Genomic DNA, 17,607 nt, shown 5'->3' on the forward strand with positions numbered 1-17,607 from the left:
GGGAGACCCGGGGCGTCGTCCTCGTGGGGAACGACCGACCACGAGGAGCACCCGCTCATGACGACCCTGGAGCCCACGACGGACACGCGCTCCGACGACTCCGCCCCGGGCTACCCCCGCCACGGCGGTGGTGTGCCGGCGAGCCCGCGCTTCCCGGAGATCGAGGAGCGGGTGCTGCGCTACTGGGACGCCGACGGCACCTTCCAGGCCTCGGTCGACGCGCGTCCGGCGGGCGACGACGGCGCCAACGAGTACGTCTTCTACGACGGTCCGCCGTTCGCCAACGGACTGCCGCACTACGGCCACCTCCTCACCGGGTACGTCAAGGACGTCGTGCCGCGCTTCCGCACCATGCAGGGCCGACGCGTCGAGCGCCGCTTCGGCTGGGACTGCCACGGCCTGCCCGCCGAGGTCGAGGCGGAGCGACAGCTCGGCATCACGCACAAGAGCGAGATCGAGGCGCTCGGCGTCGCCCGGTTCAACGACGCCTGCCGCACCTCCGTCCTGCGCTACACCGACGAGTGGCAGGACTACGTCACCCGGCAGGCGCGCTGGGTGGACTTCGAGCACGACTACAAGACCCTCGACCTCGACTACATGGAGTCGGTCATGTGGGCGTTCAAGACGCTCCACGACAAGGGCCTGGTCTACGAGGGCTTCCGCGTGCTCGCGTACTGCTGGCGCTGCGAGACCCCGCTCAGCAACACCGAGACGCGCATGGACGACGTCTACCGGCCGCGCCAGGACCCCGCGGTCACCGTCGGGCTGCGGCTGGAGACGGGCGAGCTCGCGCTCGTGTGGACGACGACGCCGTGGACGCTGCCGAGCAACCTCGCGGCGGCGGTCAACCCCGACCTCGACTACGTCGTCGTGCGGCCCCGGCAGGGTGACTGGACGGGGGAGCGGCTCGTGCTCGCCGAGGCGCGGGTCGCCGCCTACGCCCGCGAGCTCGGCGAGGACCCCGAGGTCCTCGAGCGGATGAAGGGCACCGCGCTCCTCGGTCGCCGCTACACGCCGCCCTTCGACTACTTCGTCGGCCGGGAGAACGCCCACCGGGTGCTGCCGGCGGACTACGTGACGACCGAGGACGGCACCGGCCTCGTCCACATCGCGCCCGCCTTCGGTGAGGAGGACAAGGTCGTCACCGACGCCGCCGGCATCGAGCCGGTCGTCCCCGTCGACAGCAAGGGCGAGTTCACCGCCGAGGTGCGCGACTTCGCCGGGCAGCACGTGTTCGCCGCCAACACGCCCATCACGCGGGCGCTGCGCGAGAAGCGGCTGCTGCTGCGCCACGAGTCGTACGAGCACCCCTACCCGCACTGCTGGCGCTGCGGCAACGCCCTCATCTACCGCGCCGTGAGCAGCTGGTTCGTCCGGGTGACGGCGTTCAAGGACCGCATGGTCGAGCTCAACGAGCAGATCGACTGGGTGCCCGAGCACGTGAAGGACGGCTCGTTCGGGCAGTGGCTGGCCAACGCCCGCGACTGGTCGATCAGCCGCAACCGGTTCTGGGGGTCCCCGATCCCCGTGTGGGTGTCCGACGACCCCGCGTACCCGCGGGTCGACGTCTACGGCTCCCTCGACGACCTCGAGCGCGACTTCGGCGTGCGGCCGACCGACCTGCACCGCCCGACCGTCGACGAGCTCACCCGGCCGAACCCGGACGACCCGCGTCCGGAGGGGCAGCGCTCGACGATGCGCCGGGTGCCGGAGGTCCTCGACTGCTGGTTCGAGTCCGGCTCCATGCCGTTCGCGCAGGTGCACTACCCGTTCGAGAACGCCGACTGGTTCGAGCACCACTACCCGGGCGACTTCATCGTCGAGTACAACGGCCAGGTCCGCGGCTGGTTCTACACCCTCCACGTCCTCGCCACCGCGCTGTTCGACCGGCCGGCGTTCCGCACGTGCCTCGTCCACGGGATCCTCCTGGGCGACGACGGGCGCAAGATGAGCAAGTCGCTGCGCAACTACCCCGACGTCCGCGAGGTCTTCGACCGCGACGGCGCCGACGCCATGCGCTGGTTCCTCATGAGCAGTCCCGTCCTGCGCGGCGGGAACCTCGTCGTCACCGAGCAGGGCATCCGCGACACCGTCCGGCAGGTGCTGCTGCCGCTGTGGAGCACGTGGTACTTCCTGCACCTCTACGCGGGTGCCGCGGGGACGGTCGGACGCACCCGCACCGACTGCTCCCACGTGCTCGACCGGTACCTGCTCGCCACGGTGCGGCGGGCCGTCGAGGACGTCACACGGGCGTTGGAGGCCAACGAGCTCGCGGTGGCCGCGCAGGCGTACCGGGAGACCCTCGAGGCCGTGACGAACTGGTACGTGCGCCGCTCGCGCGACCGGTTCTGGACCGCCGAGACGCCGGAGGGTCAGGCCGCGGTCGACACACTCCACACCGCGATGGAGGTGCTGCTGCGGCTGGGCGCACCGCTCCTCCCGCTCGTCACCGAGGAGGTGTGGCGCGGGCTGACCGGCGGGCGCTCCGTCCACCTCGCGGACTGGCCCTCCCCGGACGAGCTCCCCGCCGACGACGCCCTCGTGGCGGCGATGGACGAGCTGCGCGAGGTCGCCTCCGCGGCGCTCGGGCTGCGGAAGGCGGCGGGGCTCCGCGTGCGGCAGCCGCTCCGGCGGCTCACGGTGGCCCTGCCGGAACCCGAGCGCGTCGAGAGCCTCGTCGACCTGCTCCGCGCCGAGCTCAACGTCCACGAGGTGCGCCTGATGTCCGTCGAGCGCGCCCACGAGGCCGGCATCGACGTGGAACAGCGCCTCACGGTGAACGCGCGCGCGGCCGGGCCCCGGCTCGGCCGTGAGGTGCAGCGTGTCATCGGTGCCGCGAGGGCGGGGGAGTGGGAGCAGGGCCCGGACGGGCTCGTGTGCGGCGGGACGCCGCTCCTGGAGGGCGAGTACGAGCTGGCGACCGTCGTCGGGTCGGGGGTCGAGGGGGCCGCGGCCGCGTTGCCGGGCGGCGGCGTCGTCGTCCTCGACACGACCGTCACCGACGCGCTGGAGCGGGAGGGCTGGGCCCGCGACGTCGTCCGGCGGGTGCAGGACGCGCGGCGCGAGGCGGGGCTGCACGTGTCCGACCGCGTGCGGGTGGGTCTCGTCGTCGCACCGTCCCGGGCGTCGGCGGCCGAGGAGCACCGCGACCTCGTGGCCCGCGAGACCCTCGCCACGGAGGTGTCGGTGAGCACCGGCGAGGTGCCCGTGGACGCCGCGGAGGTCTCCGTCAGCCGCGTGTGAGCCAGCGCCGCAGGGCGCCCGCCGACCCGGGGGTCGGCGGGCGCCCGGTCCTGGTCGCAGGCGGGAGGGCTCAGGTCGTGCAGCAGGCGGGCCCCGGCCCGTAGGCCTCCGTGTCGGAGGCCTGCGCGGCGGCCCCCACGGCGCCTGCGAGGAGGGCGGCGAGGACGGCGGCGGCGGCGATGGTGCGTCGGCTGGGGCGCATGGGTGCTCCTGGTGGCTGTCGGTGGCGGTCCGCTTGCAGCGGGTCAGTGAACGAAGCATGGCTCAGTCACAGGCGAGCGCGCTAGTGTGTGACTCGGGCGGGCGTCGACTGGAGCTACCGGCACGCGCGCCACGCGAGGAGGAGTCATGACCGAGGGCACCACCGGGGGCCTCGGCGAGCGCCTGCGCGCCGTGCGCGAGGAGCGCCGTGTGTCGCAGACCCAGCTGGCCGGTCCCGACCTGTCGCCGAGCTACCTGTCGCTCATCGAGTCCGGCAAGCGCACCCCGAGCGACGCCGTCCTGGAGAAGCTCGCGACGCGCCTCGACGTCTCCGCCCACTTCCTGCGCTACGGCAGCGCCGCCCCCGAGGAGCGGGTGCCGGAGCTCGAGCTGGAGCACGCCCGGCACGCGATGGTCACCGGTGACCTCGCCGAGGCCGCGACCCGCGCCCGGGCGGTCCTCGCCGCGCGGGGCGCGCCGAGGCGGCTCCACGACGAGGCCGTCCTCGTCCTGTGCCGGGCGCTGGAGCGCACGGGCGACCTCGAGGGTGCGCTCGTCTCGCTCCTGCCGCTGCACCGTCGGGCCCTCACCGGCGACGCGGCCGTCGGCGTCTCGCAGACCGGCATCCTGCTCCTGCACTGCCTCACGCAGTCCGGGGACCTCAACCAGGCCGCGGACGCGGGCGCGGAGGCCGTCGCCGCATCCACACGGCTCGGCTCCGGCGGGACGGACGAGCACCTGCGGCTCGCGGCGACGCTGGTAGGGGTCCACATGGAGCGCGGGGACCTGCTGTACGCCCAGCACCTCGCCGAGGAGATGCTGCAGGACGCCGAGCAGGTCGGCAGCCGCGCCGGCCAGGGCAGCCTGCACTGGAACGCGGCCCTCATCGCGGAGGAGAACGGGCAGATCGAGCGGGCGCTGCACCACGCCCGTCGGGCGGTCGCGTTCCTCTCGGAGGGCCCCGACAACCGGGACTTCTTCCGCCTCAAGCTCGCGCTCGCCTCGCTGCTGCTCGCCGCCGACCCGCCCGAGGTCGACGAGGCCGTCGCGGCGCTGGGGTCCATCCGCGAGCCCCTGGAGCAGCTCGGCAGCGAGGTCGACCTCGCCTACTGGTACCGGATCCGCGCCACCGCGCACCTGCGTCGCGGCGAGGTCGACGAGGCGCAGGAGGCGGCGAGCGCCGCGCTCCGGGCGCTCGGCGACACCCCGCGGCTGGAGGCCGGTGTCGTGCGGACCGTGCTCGGCGACACGCTCGCCGCCCGCGGCGACCACGAGGCGGCCGAGGCGGAGTACCGGCGGGCCGGGGACGCCCTCGCCATGATGTCCGCGTCGCGGCAGGCCGCGCAGGCGTGGCGCGACCTCGGGGACCGGCTCATGGACATCGGCCGGACCGACGCGGCCCTCGAGGCCTTCCAGCACGCGTTCGACGCCCTCGGCGTGCGGGGCAGCTCGACCCGGGCGAGGACCGCTCCCGTCGAGCGCTGAGCGACCTGCCGTAGCGTGAGGCCGGCCGGGGCGGTCCCGCCCCGGCCGGACGACGGTCGGACGGGTGGCGGGTGACGCGGCGGTGACGGGACAGCTCCTGCTGCACGTGGGGCTCACGCTGCTGGCGTTCGCTCTCGGCGTCGCCGTGGGCTGGTTGTGGTGGGGTCGGCAGTTCGTCCGGGCCCGCCTCACCCGCGAGGAGGCCGTCGCCATCATGGCCGACCGGCTCGAGCGCGAGCTCGCGGCCAAGGACGCGGAGATCGAGCGTCTGCTCGACGCCGCGGCGCTGCCCCGCTCGCCGGACCCGCGGGGGTGAGCGGGAGCCCCCGGCGGTCGGCGCCCTACCGGGCGCCGGCCGCCCTCACGTACTGGCGCCCCCGCGCCCGCAGCCCCGTGCCGGCGGTGCTCGTCGGCGTCCTGGGGCTCGGTGCGCTCGCCGGGGCGCAGGTCGCGGTCGCCGCCGCGTCGCCGGAGACGCCCGCAGCGCCCGAGGCGGCTGTCGCGGCGCCGGCCGACCCGCTCACGCCGACCGGACGCGTCACGCCGAGCGGGTCGTCCGTCCCGGAGACCGGCGCACCACCGATCCTGTCCGCGCCGGTGGCGGGCCCCACCGCCGTCCCCACGGGACCCCTACCGACGGGTCCCGCCACCGTCGCGTCGCAGGATCCGTCGACGGGCGTGTCGGCGGGCCTGTCGACGGGGCAGGCGGCGCCGGCCCGGACGCTCGCCACCGTCGAGCTGCCGGTCGGTGCCGTCGTCGACGACGAGGCGGCCGGGGCGCTCGAGCCGGTCCTCGCGGAGCTGAGGCGCCCCGGCGCCGCGCCCGTCGTCGTCGTGGGCGCCGGCGACGGCGACGGCGCGGTGGCGGACGCGCTGGCCGAGGAGCGGGCGCGGGCGGTCGTGGCGTGGCTCGTCGAGCGGGGCGCGCCCCCGTCGCTGCTGCGCACCGACGTGGCCGACGGCGCCGCGGCGGGCGGGACGGCCGGTCCCCTGCGGGGGGTGCGCGTCCTCACGTCGTGACGGGTGGTCGCGGCCGGTCCCGGCGCTGGGATGATGGTGCCGTGAGCGTGCCCACCCCCGCCCGCGACCCCCGCTTCCACCTGGTCGAGGCCGAGATCCTCGCCCGGGCCCCCGAGCACACGCCGCAGCCGTCGCTGGACCGCGTCCGTGCCGTCCTCGAGCTGCTCGGCGACCCGCAGCGCGCGTACCCGGTCGTCCACGTCACCGGCACCAACGGCAAGACCTCGACCGCCCGCATGACCGACCGGCTGCTGCGCGAGCACGGCCTGCGCACCGGCCGCTTCACCTCCCCGCACCTCAGCCACGTCGGCGAGCGGATCACCGTCGACGGCGTCCGGCTCGACGAGGAGGCGTTCGTCGCCGCGTGGGACGACGTCGCGCCCTACGTCGAGCTCGTCGACGCCCGCAGCCAGGAGGAGGGTGGGCCGCGGCTGTCGTTCTTCGAGGTCCTGACGTGCATGGCGTTCGCCGTCTTCGCCGACGCCCCCGTCGACGTCGCCGTCGTCGAGGTCGGCCTCGGCGGCACGTGGGACTCGACCAACGTCGCCGACGCCGCCGTCGCCGTCGTCACCCCGGTGGCGCTGGACCACGAGCGGTGGCTGGGCCACGACGTCGTGCAGATCGCGGAGCAGAAGAGCGGCATCGTCAAGGAGGGCTCGGTCCTCGTCACCGCCCAGCAGCCGCTCGAGGTCGCGGAGGTGCTGCTGCGCCGCGCCGCCGAGGTCGGGGCGGTCGTCGCCCGCGAGGGCATCGAGTTCGGGGTGGTGTCGCGGGACGTCGCCGTCGGCGGGCAGCGCCTCACCCTCAAGGGCCTCGTCGGCGGGGCGGACGACGTGTACCTGCCGCTCCACGGCGCGCACCAGGCCGGCAACGCCGCCACGGCGCTCGCAGCGGTCGAGGCGTTCCTCGGCTCCGGCGGCGCGGCGGGCACCGGCCTGGACCCCGACCTCGTCCGGGACGCCTTCGCCCACGTCGACGTCCCCGGCCGGATGGAGCCCGTCCGGCGGGGCCCCCTCGTGGTGGTGGACGCCGCGCACAACCCGGCGGGGGCGGAGGCGCTCGTGGCCGGGGTCGACGAGGCGTTCCCCGGCACCCGCCTCGTCGGAGTCGTCGGGATGATGGCCGACAAGGACGCCGCACAGGTCCTCGAGGTGCTGGAGCCCGCGCTCGCGGAGGTCGTCGTGACGAGCGCCCCGACCGAGCGCGCCCTGCCGGCCGCCGAGCTCGCCGAGGCGGCGGTCGGCGTCTTCGGCGACGAGCGAGTCCACGTGCACCCCGACCTCGCCGACGCCCTCGACGTCGCGGTCCGGCTCGCCGACGAGGCGGACCCGGCCGCGGGAGCGGGTGCGGCCGGTGTCGCCTCGGGGGTGCTCGTGTGCGGGTCCGTCCTGCTCACCGCCCACGCCCGGCGGCTGCTCGGCGCCCCGGACCCGGACGCCGTCGCCGTCGACACGACGAGTCGCGGCGTCTCCGTCGTCGCGACCGACACCGAGCGCCAGCTGCTGGGCGACGACTGGGCGGACCCCGGCGACGACCGCTACGAGGCGCCCGACGACAGCGTCCTCCTCGACGACCCGTGGGCCGAGCCGGACGACGACGACGGGGGCGCCGGTCGTGCGTGACCCCAAGCGGGTGATGGCCGCGACGGTCCTCGTGTTCGAGGCCCTCGTCGTCGTCTTCGCCGCCCTCGTCGCCAAGGACCTCACCGGTCTCGGCACCACCACGGCCGTCGGGGGAGGGGCCGCGCTCGCGGTGGTCCTCGTCGTCGCCTCCGGCGTGCTCGGGCGACCAGGCGGCTACTGGCTGGGCTCGCTCCTGCAGGTGGTGGTGGTGGCGACGGGCCTCCTGCTCCCGGCGATGCTCCTCGTGGGCGGGGTCTTCGCCGGACTGTGGGTCGCGGCGGTCGTCCTCGGCACCCGCATCGAGCGCGACCGGGCCGCCTGGTCGGGCGGCGCGGGTCCGTCGGGTCCCGACGGCCCGGGTGCCACCGTGGGCGACGGTTAGGCTGACCGACCGTGAGCGAGCCGTCGACCGTCCCGACCCCCGACCGCACCCTCGTCATCGTCAAGCCCGACGGTGTCGCGCGGGGCCTCACCGGCGAGGTGCTGCGCCGGGTGGAGGCGAAGGGGTACCGGGTCGTCCGCCTCGAGATGCGCCGCGCCACGCCGGACGAGCTCGCCCGCCACTACGCCGAGCACGAGGGCAAGCCCTTCTACCAGCCCCTCGTCGACTTCATGCTGTCCGGTCCGGTCGTTCTCGCCGTCGTCGAGGGCCACGGCGTCGTGCCCGGCTTCCGCAGCCTCGCGGGCGCCACCGACCCGACGGCTGCCGCGCCCGGGACGATCCGCGGCGACCTCGGTCGGGACTGGGGCCTGAAGGTCCAGCAGAACATCGTCCACGGCAGCGACTCCGCGGAGTCCGCCGCCCGCGAGACCGCCATCTGGTTCGGCGCCGACGCCTGAGCTCCACCTGAGCGCGACCGGCGCGCCACCCCCGACGGGGCGCGAGCCATGCCATACTCGGTGCCGGAGAGCGTCCCGCACCGGACGTGACCCGCGCCGCCCGTCCTCGCCGGGCGCGACCTGCCCGGACCTCACGGTCCGCGGGTCTGCGCCCGCGGACCGAGGTGGCGCCACCACGGACTTCCGTGCCGCCCGAGGGCGCACGACGACCGCCCCGGCCGGGGGTGCAGACCGGCGGGGGTCGAAGAGGAGCACCAGTGCTCGACGAGACCGACCAGCCCACCGAACCGACGACGGGCGGTGAGCAGGCGGAGGCGTCGACGACGGCGTCGGGTCGCCCCCGACGGCGCCGCGCCGCGTCGCGACCCGCCGGCCCGCCCGAGGTCGCCGAGGAGACCCCCGCCGAGGACGCCCCCGCCGAGGACGCCCCCGCCGAGGACGCCCTGACCGAGGAGCCCTCCGCGGAGGTGGACACCGCGGCCGCGGTGGCGCCGGACACGGAGGAGGCCACCGCACCGGGGGCTGCGCTGTTCGCCACCGCGGACAGCGCCCCCGCGCCGGCCCCGCGCCGGGCCCGGCGTCGTGCCACGAGCGCCGCGGGCCCGCCGACCGCCGACATCTTCACGCCTGCGCCGCAGGTCGACTTCGACGAGCTGCTCCCGCCCCCCGTCACGACCACGGGCACCGCCGCTGTCGGCGACGACCCCGCGGGTACCGGCGACGAGGCGCCCGCCGCCCCGCGGCGACGCGGCGGGCGGCGACGCGCGTCGGCACCGGCGGGTCCGGCGCCGGAGGACGTCCTGGACCGCCCGCAGCCGCCCACGGACGGCCCCGAGGGCACCGAGGGCAGCGACGCGGCGGACGTCGGACTCGCGTCCCGGTCCCACGCCGTGGAGAGCGACACCCCCGACGGGGTGCAGGACGACGACCGTCGGGACGCCGGCGACGACGACCGCGACGACGACCGCAACGGCGAGCGTGACGACGAGCGCGACGGCGACGACGAGCGCGACGGTGAGGGCCGTGGTGGTCGCAGCCGCCGTGGGGGCCGAGGTCGGCGCCGACGCGGCGGTCGTGGGGGCCGGAGCGGCTCCCGCGCGGACCGCGACGAGGACCCGGCCGACGACGCCGGCGACGACGACGGTGACGACGACGGTGACGACGCCGCAGGCGACGGGCCCGGCAGCAGCAGGGCGGCCCGCGGGTCGCGTGGTGACGACGGCGCCGACGACAGCGCGGACGCCGACGACGACGCCGACGACGCCGACGACGCCGACGACTCCGACGAGACCTCCGACGACGACTCGGACGACACGGGCGGCGGCTCGTCGCGTTCCTCGCGTCGGCGCCGCCGCCGGCGTCGCCGCTCCGGCTCCTCCGATGCCGACCTCGGCCCGGGTCCCGACGACCCGCCGGGGACCGTCGTCCGGATCCGGGAGTCCCGCGCCGACGAGGTGACGAAGGTCAAGGGCTCGACGCGGCTCGAGGCCAAGCGCCAGCGGCGCCGCGAGGGACGCACCGACCGGCGCCGCCGCACCGTCATCACGGAGGCGGAGTTCCTCACCCGCCGCGAGAGCGTCGACCGCACGCTGCTCGTGCGCCAGCTCGCCGACCGCACCGAGACCGCCGTGCTCGAGGACGGCGTGCTGGTCGAGCACCACGTCGCGCACGCGAGCCAGCAGTCGATGATCGGCAACGTCTACCTCGGCAAGGTGCAGAACGTGCTCCCGAGCATGGAGGCGGCCTTCGTCGACATCGGGCGCGGCCGGAACGCGGTGCTCTACGCGGGCGAGGTGAACTGGGACGCCGTCGGGCTGCCCAACGGCGCCGCCCGCGCCATCGAGGCCGCGCTCAAGCCGGGGGACCCCGTGCTCGCGCAGGTGACGAAGGACCCCATCGGCCACAAGGGCGCCCGCCTCACCGCGCAGGTGTCGCTGCCGGGCCGCTACCTCGTGTACGTGCCCGGGTCCACCATGACCGGCATCAGCCGCAAGCTGCCCGAGACCGAGCGCAACCGGCTCAAGAAGGTGCTGCGCCGCGTCGTGCCGGAGAACGCGGGCGTCATCGTCCGCACCGCCGCGGAGGGCGCGAGCGAGACCGAGCTCGAGCGTGACGTCGCCCGCCTCAAGGCCCAGTGGGAGGACATCGAGAGGAAGGCCGGGGCCGTCAACGCCCCCGCCCGCCTCTACAGCGAGCCCGACCTCGCCATCAAGGTCGTGCGCGACGTCTTCAACGAGGACTTCACCCGCCTCCACGTCCAGGGCGACGACGCGTGGGACACCCTCGACGGCTACGTCCGTCACGTCGCGCCGGACCTCGCCGAGCGCATGGAGCGCTGGAGCCCGCAGGAGGGCGGCGAGCAGGACCTGTTTGCCCACCACCGCATCGACGAGCAGGTCCACAAGGCGCTCGACCGCAAGGTGTGGCTGCCCTCGGGCGGGTCCCTCGTCATCGACCGCACCGAGGCGATGACGGTCGTCGACGTCAACACCGGCAAGTACACCGGCTCCGGGGGGAACCTCGAGGAGACGGTCACCCGGAACAACCTCGAGGCCGCCGAGGAGATCGTCCGCCAGCTCCGCCTCCGCGACATCGGGGGGATCATCGTCGTCGACTTCATCGACATGGTGCTCGAGAGCAACCGCCAGCTCGTGCTCCGCCGGCTCGTGGAGTGCCTGGGGCGCGACCGCACGAAGCACCAGGTCGCGGAGGTCACCTCCCTCGGCCTCGTGCAGCTCACCCGCAAGCGCGTCGGGTCCGGGCTGCTGGAGTCCTTCAGCAGCGCGTGCGAGCACTGCGGCGGACGCGGGGTCGTGCTCCACGACGAGCCCGTCGGCGCGCCGGCAGGCCAGGGTGGTGGCTCGGGCAGCGCGGAGAGCAGCGGGAGCGGCGGCGGTGGTCGCCGTCGCGGTGGCCGCGGTCGCGGCAACGGCGGCTGAGCGCGCCGGACACCACCGGAGCACCACCGCGGCAGCGCGGCAGCACCACCACGGCACCACCACGGCACGACCGCGGCGCCGGCCGGTTTGGAGAGCCGGGCGGCGCCGCGTACGCTAGGCCGCTGGCCGGTGGCGCGTCTCGTCGCTCGCCACCCAGCGGTCCTCGCGCCGGAGCTCCACGGCCCGGCCCCTCAGGAACGCACCCACGCACGCCCGACAGGAAGAGAGCCACGACGTGTACGCGATCGTCCGCGCTGGAGGACGCCAGGAGAAGGTCGCCGTCGGCGACGTCCTCACGGTGGACCGACTCGCCGGTGAGCCCGGTGACGACGTCCGCTTCACCCCCGTCCTCGTCGTCGACGGCTCCACCGTCACCTCCGACGCCGACGCGCTGAGCAGCCTCGTCGTCGCCGGCGAGATCGTCGAGGACCTCCGGGGACCGAAGATCCGCATCCTCAAGTACAAGAACAAGACCGGGTACCGCAAGCGCCAGGGCCACCGGCAGGCGCTCACCAAGGTCAAGATCACCAAGATCGGGAAGTGAGCTAGGCATGGCACACAAGAAGGGCGCGAGCTCGACCCGCAACGGTCGCGACTCCAACGCGCAGCGCCTCGGCGTCAAGCGCTTCGGCGGCCAGGTCGTCGGCGCCGGCGAGATCATTGTCCGGCAGCGCGGCACCCACTTCCACCCCGGCGACAACGTCGGCCGCGGCGGCGACGACACCCTCTTCGCCCTCGCCCCCGGCGCGGTGCAGTTCGGCACCCGGCGCGGGCGCCGCGTCGTCAACGTCGTGGCCGCGGAGGCCTCGGCCTGAGACCGGGCTGACCCCAAGGCACGACCAGCACCCAGCTCGCCGACGCGCCGGTCGCCCCCACTGCGGGGCGGCCGGCGCGTCGCGTTCCGACCAGGAGGCACCCGTGAGCCAGTTCGTCGACCGCGTCGTCCTGCACGTCGCCGGCGGCGCCGGCGGCCACGGCGTCGCGTCGGTGCACCGGGAGAAGTTCAAGCCGCTCGGCGGTCCCGACGGCGGCAACGGCGGTCACGGCGGGGACGTCGTGCTCGTCGTCGACCCGTCCGTCACGACCCTCCTGGAGTACCACCGCTCCCCGCACCGGCGCGCCGGCGACGGTGGCGTGGGGCGTGGCGGCAACCGCAGCGGCGCCGACGGCGCGGACGTCGAGCTGCGCGTCCCGGACGGCACCGTCGTGACGACGCCGGACGGCGAGGTGCTGGCCGACCTCCTCGGGGACGGCACGCGGGTCGTCGTCGCCGCGGGCGGCCGCGGGGGCCTCGGGAACGCCGCCCTCGCCAGCCCCCGCCGCAAGGCCCCGGGGTTCGCCCTGCTCGGCGAGCCCGGCGAGGCCCGCGACGTCGTCCTCGAGCTCAAGACGGTCGCGGACGTCGCGCTCGTCGGGTTCCCCAGCGCCGGCAAGTCGAGCCTCGTCGCGGCGATGTCCGCCGCCCGGCCGAAGATCGCCGACTACCCCTTCACGACCCTCACGCCCAACCTCGGCGTCGTCGAGGCGGGCGACGTCCGCTTCACGGTCGCCGACGTGCCCGGCCTCATCGAGGGCGCGAGCGAGGGGAGGGGCCTCGGGCTCGAGTTCCTCCGGCACGTCGAGCGGTGCGCGGTCCTCGCGCACGTCCTCGACACCGCGACGCTGGAGAGCGACCGCGACCCGGTCCGCGACCTCGACACGATCCTCGCCGAGCTGGAGCGGTACCGCGGCGACGGCGAGTCCGTGCCGCTCGTCGAGCGTCCGCAGGTCGTCGTCCTCAACAAGGTCGACACGACCGACGGCCGGGACATGGCCGACCTCGTCGCACCCCAGCTGCGTGAGCGCGGCTACGAGGTGTTCGTCGTGTCCGCCGTCAGCCGCGAGGGCCTGCGCGAGCTGGCCTTCGGGCTCGCCCGCTACGTCGCCGCCGACCGCGCCGAGCGCGCCCGGCCCACCGCGCCGGAGCGCGTCGTCCTGCGACCGCTCGCCACCGACGACGCCGGGTTCACCGTCACCCCCGAGCAGCACGGGGACCGGACGGTGTACCGGGTGCGCGGCGGCCGGCCGGAGCGGTGGGTGCGTCAGACCGACTTCGCCAACGACGAGGCCGTCGGGTACCTCGCGGACAGGCTGGCCCGCGCGGGTGTCGAGGACGCGCTGTTCGCGGCCGGGGCGGTCGCGGGCGCCGAGGTCGCCATCGGGTCCGGCGACGACGCCGTCCTCTTCGACTGGGAGCCGACGCTGTCCGGGGTCGCGACGGCGGGCCCGCGGGGCACCGACCTGCGGGTGGGTGGGGAGTCCGCGCGCGCCAGCCGCGCCGAGCGCCGCCGCGCGTACGAGGAGCGGATGGACGCGAAGAGCGCCGCCCGCGACGAGTTAGCCGAGGAGCGGGCCGCCGGCCGCTGGACCGACCCCGACGCCGACCCCGACGCCGACCCCGACGGGGGCCCCGCCCCCGACGACGAGCGCGCCGGCGACGGCGCCGGCTCGTGACCGCACCGGACGTCGCGGGGTCGGTCGCGGCCGCCCTGCTGACCGGCCCCGGCACGCTCGTCGTCAAGGTCGGCTCCTCCAGCCTCGCCTCCGACGCGGGCATCGACGGCGCGCAGGTCGACCGGCTCGTCGAGCTCCTCGCCGCCCGCCGCGCGCTCGGGCCGGACCGGCAGCTCGTCGTCGTGACGAGCGGCGCCATCGCCGCCGGCCTGCCCGCGCTCGGTCTGCCGCGCCGACCCGCCGACCTCGCGGGACTGCAGGCGGCAGCCAGCGTGGGCCAGGGGCGCCTCCAGGCCCGGTGGGCGCTCGCCTTCGAGCGCCACGACATGGTGACGGGGCAGGTGCTGCTCGACCTCGACGACCTCGTGCGCCGCAACCACTACCTCAACGCACGGGCGACCCTCGCCCGGCTCCTGCAGCTGGGGGCGGTGCCGGTCGTCAACGAGAACGACACCGTCGCCACCGACGAGATCCGCTTCGGGGACAACGACCGGCTCGCCGCGTTCGTCGCGCACCTCGTCGGCGCGAGCGCGCTCGTCCTCCTCACCGACGTCGACGCCCTCTACGACCGCCCGCCCACCCGCCCCGGCGCGGTGCGGCTGCGCACGGTCGAGGACCCCCAGGCGGTGGGCGCCGACCTCGGCACGGGGGCCGGCAGTGCGGTCGGCACCGGCGGGATGCGGACCAAGGTCGACGCGGCCGCCATCGCCGCGGACGCGGGCGTGCCCACGTTCGTCACCGCGACGTCCCGCTACGGCGACGCGGTCGCCGGCGCGGACGTCGGCACGTGGTTCCGGGCCGCCGAGCGGGCGATGCCCGCCCGCATCCTGTGGCTCACGCACGTCGCCGTCCCGAAGGGACGGCTCACCCTCGACGCGGGAGCCGTCCGCGCCGTCGTCGAGCGGGGCGCGTCCCTCCTGCCCGCGGGGATCCGCGCCGTCAGCGGCGGCTTCGACGTCGGCGCGGTCGTCGACCTCTGCGACGAGGCGGGCGGGACCGTCGCGCGGGGGGTCGTCTCCTACGGCGCCGCGGAGCTGCCCCGGCTGCTCGGCCGCTCCACCCACGACCTGCGGGCCGACCTCGGCCCCGGCTACGGCCGGGAGGTCGTGCACCGGGACGACCTCGTCGTCGTCCCCGCCCCCGGCCTACCCTGAGCGGGTGACCGACCTCCTCGCCGCCCGTCCCGACAGCGCGGGACACCGCTCCGCCGTCCCGTCGGGGGACGACGCGCAGGACGGCGACCCCGCTGTGCGGGAGGCCGTCGAGCAGGTCGCGCGCGAGGCGCGCGAGGCCTCGCGCGCCCTCGCGACCGCGTCCGGTGCGACCCGCGACGCCGCCCTCCTCGCCGTCGCGGACGGCCTCGTGGCGGCCACCGAGCGGCTCGTCGCCGCGAACGCCGACGACCTCGCCCGGGCGCAGGCCGACGGCATGTCGACGTCCCTGCAGGACCGGCTCCGGCTCGACGCCGGCCGGATCGCCGCGATCGCCGACGCCGTCCGCGACGTCGTCGCCCTGCCGGACCCCGTCGGGCAGGTCGTGCGGGGGTCGACGCTGCCGAACGGGCTGCGCGTGCACCAGGTGCGCCGCCCGCTCGGCGTGGTCGGCATGGTGTACGAGGCGCGTCCCAACGTCACCGTCGACGCCGCCGCGCTCTGCCTCAAGAGCGGCAACGCCGTCGTCCTGCGCGGTGGCTCCGCGGCCCGCAGCAGCAACGAGGCGATCATCGAGGTCCTCCAGGACGCCCTCGCCGCCACCGGTCTGCCGCGTGACGCCGTCCGCACCATCGACGCCCACGGCCGGGCGGGGGTGCGTGCGCTGCTGCGCGCCCGCGGCCTCGTCGACGTCGTCATCCCCCGCGGTGGGGCCGACCTCATCCGGACCGTCGTCGAGACCGCGACCGTGCCGACGGTGGAGACCGGAACCGGCAACTGCCACGTCTACGTCGACACCGCCGCGGACCTCGACGAGGCCCTCGCCGTGTGCGTCAACGCGAAGGTGCAGCGGCCCAGCACGTGCAACGCCGCAGAGACCGTGCTCGTGCACGCGGCTGTCGCGGAGCGGTTCGTGCCGCGGCTCCTGCGCGCCATGCACGAGGCCGGGGTCCGTCTGCACGGCGACGAGACGGTGCAGGGGCTGGCCGGCGAGGTGCCCGTCGAGGCCGCCACCGAGGAGGACTGGGCGACGGAGTACCTCGCGCTCGAGCTCGCGGTCGGGGTCGTGCCCGACCTCGGGTCCGCGCTCGACCACATCCGGCGCTTCTCCAGCGGCCACACCGAGGCGATCTGCACCCGGGACACGCGCGCCGCCGACCGGTTCGTCGCGGAGGTCGACGCGGCCGGGGTCGCGGTCAACGCCTCGACCCGCTTCACCGACGGCGGTCAGCTGGGTCTCGGGGCGGAGATCGGCATCTCGACGCAGAAGCTCCACGCGCGGGGCCCGATGGGCCTGCCCGACCTCACGACGACGACGTGGGTGATGACCGGGGACGGTCACCTGCGCTCCTGACGCGCCACCGGACCTCGTCGCGTCGCCCGCGCACGGGGCGTGCCAGACTGTCCGCCGTCAGCAGCACCGGTGGAGCGGAGGACACATGGGCAGCAGCATCGTCGCGGGTCTCGCGGGCGCGGCGCTCGCCGCGGGCGAGACGACCGGCGAGTTGGCCGAGGTCGAGCTGCCGGTCCCGCCGCTGGTGTTCGGCATCGGCACCCTCGTGATCTTCCTCATCCTCCTCGGCATCACCTACTCGTTCAAGAACGTCGCCCACCGCCAGTGACGGCGGCGCCGACCCGGCGACCTCGCCTCGGGGTCATGGGCGGCACGTTCGACCCGCTCCACCACGGGCACCTCGTCGCCGCGAGCGAGGTCGCGGCCCGCTTCGACCTCGACGAGGTCGTCTTCGTCCCCACCGGCCGGCCGTGGCAGAAGGCCGCCGGTGAGGTGACACCCGCCGAGGACCGCTACCTCATGACGGTCGTCGCCACCGCCGCCGACCCGCGCTTCACCGTCTCCCGCGTCGACATCGACAGGCCGGGTCCGACGTACACCACCGACACCCTGCGGGACCTCGCCGCCACTCGCCCCGGCAGCGAGCTCTTCTTCATCACGGGCGCCGACGCGCTGGAGCAGATCCTGTCGTGGCGGGACGTCGACGAGCTGTGGCGCCTCGCCCACTTCGTCGCCGTCAGCCGGCCCGGCCACACCCTCGACACGTCGGGCCTGCCCGACGACGCCGTGAGCGTCGTCGAGATCCCCGCGCTCGCCATCTCCAGCTCCGACATCCGCCGTCGCGTCCGGGAGGGCCGGCCCATCCGCTACCTCGTGCCCACCGGGGTCCTGCAGTACATCGCGAAGTCCGGCCTCTACCGTGGAGCGGGCGGGCACCCGAGCGGCGAGGAGGACTGATGGTCGACGACCCGCGGCAGGACGCCGCCGACGCCTCGGCCGACGTCCCGGACAGCGCGACGGAGACCGGCGTCCAGCGGGCGTTGGGGGAGCGGCGCCGCCGGCGCCTGGCGGAGCGGCAGGGCCAGGTCCCCCTCGACGCCACGACCTCCCAGTGGCCCGTGCTGGAGCCGCCCGCCTCGCCGCGCCCGGTCGTCCGGCAGGCCCGGCCCACGTCGCCCGGCACCGCCACGTCCCCCGTGCTGCCGACGCCCGGCGCGCTCGTCGTCGGCCCGCTGCTCGAGGCGCGTCGTGGTGGCGGCGGAGGCGGCCGCCGGGCCCGCCGGCTCGCCGAGCAGACGGCGGGCGCGGCGCCGGTGGCC

The 17,607-nt window shown here is 75.8% G+C and carries 17 protein-coding genes; 16 read left to right on the forward strand and 1 reads right to left on the reverse strand.

The annotated features are described in order from the left end of the window. The first annotated feature begins 57 nt into the window (after positions 1–57). Complete coding sequence (gene ileS, locus WAB14_RS03295) at positions 58–3,243, forward strand: isoleucine--tRNA ligase (RefSeq protein WP_340267335.1); 3,186 nt, start codon at positions 58–60, stop codon at positions 3,241–3,243. Between the two features lie 70 nt (positions 3,244–3,313). On the opposite strand, the gene WAB14_RS03300 is transcribed toward ileS, so the two are convergent. After that, positions 3,314–3,445 carry a hypothetical protein gene (locus WAB14_RS03300; RefSeq protein ID WP_340267337.1) on the reverse strand — a complete coding sequence of 44 codons (132 nt, stop codon included), beginning with the start codon at positions 3,443–3,445 and terminating at the stop codon, positions 3,314–3,316. Positions 3,446–3,591: 146 nt separating this feature from the next. On the opposite strand from WAB14_RS03300, the gene WAB14_RS03305 reads away from it, so the two are divergent. From WAB14_RS03305 to WAB14_RS03375, 15 genes are all read left to right on the forward strand, one after another. After that, positions 3,592–4,929: a helix-turn-helix domain-containing protein gene (locus WAB14_RS03305; protein ID WP_340267339.1), complete on the forward strand. Its 1,338-nt coding sequence runs from the start codon at positions 3,592–3,594 to the stop codon at positions 4,927–4,929. Between the two features lie 64 nt (positions 4,930–4,993). After that, on the forward strand, positions 4,994–5,245 hold the full coding sequence (locus tag WAB14_RS03310) for a hypothetical protein (protein ID WP_340267341.1): 252 nt from the start codon (positions 4,994–4,996) through the stop codon (positions 5,243–5,245). Next, entirely contained in the window at positions 5,242–5,949 is a 708-nt protein-coding gene (locus WAB14_RS03315; protein WP_340267343.1) for an OmpA family protein, read from the forward strand. The genes WAB14_RS03310 and WAB14_RS03315 overlap by 4 nt, the downstream gene beginning before the upstream one ends. 41 nt (positions 5,950–5,990) lie before the next feature. Beyond that, positions 5,991–7,571 carry a bifunctional folylpolyglutamate synthase/dihydrofolate synthase gene (locus WAB14_RS03320; RefSeq protein WP_340267345.1) on the forward strand — a complete coding sequence of 527 codons (1,581 nt, stop codon included), beginning with the start codon at positions 5,991–5,993 and terminating at the stop codon, positions 7,569–7,571. Next, positions 7,564–7,953 (forward strand): DUF4233 domain-containing protein, encoded by a 390-nt coding sequence (locus WAB14_RS03325; protein ID WP_340267347.1) that lies wholly within the window; start codon positions 7,564–7,566, stop codon positions 7,951–7,953. The genes WAB14_RS03320 and WAB14_RS03325 overlap by 8 nt, the downstream gene beginning before the upstream one ends. A gap of 11 nt (positions 7,954–7,964) precedes the next feature. Continuing rightward, positions 7,965–8,411: a nucleoside-diphosphate kinase gene (gene ndk, locus WAB14_RS03330; RefSeq protein ID WP_340267349.1), complete on the forward strand. Its 447-nt coding sequence runs from the start codon at positions 7,965–7,967 to the stop codon at positions 8,409–8,411. Between the two features lie 257 nt (positions 8,412–8,668). Then, complete coding sequence (locus WAB14_RS03335) at positions 8,669–11,350, forward strand: Rne/Rng family ribonuclease (RefSeq protein ID WP_340267351.1); 2,682 nt, start codon at positions 8,669–8,671, stop codon at positions 11,348–11,350. Positions 11,351–11,585: 235 nt separating this feature from the next. Then, entirely contained in the window at positions 11,586–11,894 is a 309-nt protein-coding gene (rplU, locus tag WAB14_RS03340; RefSeq protein WP_340267353.1) for a 50S ribosomal protein L21, read from the forward strand. A gap of 7 nt (positions 11,895–11,901) precedes the next feature. Beyond that, complete coding sequence (gene rpmA / locus WAB14_RS03345) at positions 11,902–12,165, forward strand: 50S ribosomal protein L27 (RefSeq protein ID WP_340267355.1); 264 nt, start codon at positions 11,902–11,904, stop codon at positions 12,163–12,165. Positions 12,166–12,268: 103 nt separating this feature from the next. Next, a complete protein-coding gene (gene obgE / locus WAB14_RS03350) occupies positions 12,269–13,843 on the forward strand; it encodes a GTPase ObgE (RefSeq protein WP_340267357.1) in 1,575 nt (524 codons plus the stop codon). Beyond that, positions 13,840–14,997 carry a glutamate 5-kinase gene (proB, locus tag WAB14_RS03355; RefSeq protein ID WP_340267359.1) on the forward strand — a complete coding sequence of 386 codons (1,158 nt, stop codon included), beginning with the start codon at positions 13,840–13,842 and terminating at the stop codon, positions 14,995–14,997. Before obgE ends, proB begins: the two co-directional genes overlap by 4 nt. A gap of 94 nt (positions 14,998–15,091) precedes the next feature. Then, positions 15,092–16,348, forward strand: coding sequence for a glutamate-5-semialdehyde dehydrogenase (locus tag WAB14_RS03360; RefSeq protein WP_340267416.1), 1,257 nt, complete (start codon positions 15,092–15,094; stop codon positions 16,346–16,348). 85 nt (positions 16,349–16,433) lie between these two features. Continuing rightward, positions 16,434–16,616: a hypothetical protein gene (locus WAB14_RS03365; RefSeq protein ID WP_340267361.1), complete on the forward strand. Its 183-nt coding sequence runs from the start codon at positions 16,434–16,436 to the stop codon at positions 16,614–16,616. Next, on the forward strand, positions 16,613–17,245 hold the full coding sequence (nadD, locus tag WAB14_RS03370; RefSeq protein WP_340267363.1) for a nicotinate-nucleotide adenylyltransferase: 633 nt from the start codon (positions 16,613–16,615) through the stop codon (positions 17,243–17,245). The genes WAB14_RS03365 and nadD overlap by 4 nt, the downstream gene beginning before the upstream one ends. Continuing rightward, positions 17,245–17,607 (forward strand): hypothetical protein (locus WAB14_RS03375; RefSeq protein WP_340267365.1); only part of this gene is annotated, 363 nt, incomplete at its 3' end. The genes nadD and WAB14_RS03375, both read left to right, overlap by 1 nt.

Origin of the sequence: Aquipuribacter nitratireducens (genome assembly GCF_037860835.1) — a bacterium.
GTDB classification, from domain to species: domain Bacteria; phylum Actinomycetota; class Actinomycetes; order Actinomycetales; family JBBAYJ01; genus Aquipuribacter; species Aquipuribacter nitratireducens.

Coding starts and splice junctions, on each gene's coding strand:
- WAB14_RS03305 (WP_340267339.1), top strand. CDS start 3,592: ATGACCGAGGGCACCACCGGGGGCCTCGGCGAGCGCCTGCGCGCCGTG.
- WAB14_RS03300 (WP_340267337.1), bottom strand. CDS start 3,445: ATGCGCCCCAGCCGACGCACCATCGCCGCCGCCGCCGTCCTCGCCGCC.
- ileS (WP_340267335.1), top strand. CDS start 58: ATGACGACCCTGGAGCCCACGACGGACACGCGCTCCGACGACTCCGCC.
- WAB14_RS03365 (WP_340267361.1), top strand. CDS start 16,434: ATGGGCAGCAGCATCGTCGCGGGTCTCGCGGGCGCGGCGCTCGCCGCG.
- rpmA (WP_340267355.1), top strand. CDS start 11,902: ATGGCACACAAGAAGGGCGCGAGCTCGACCCGCAACGGTCGCGACTCC.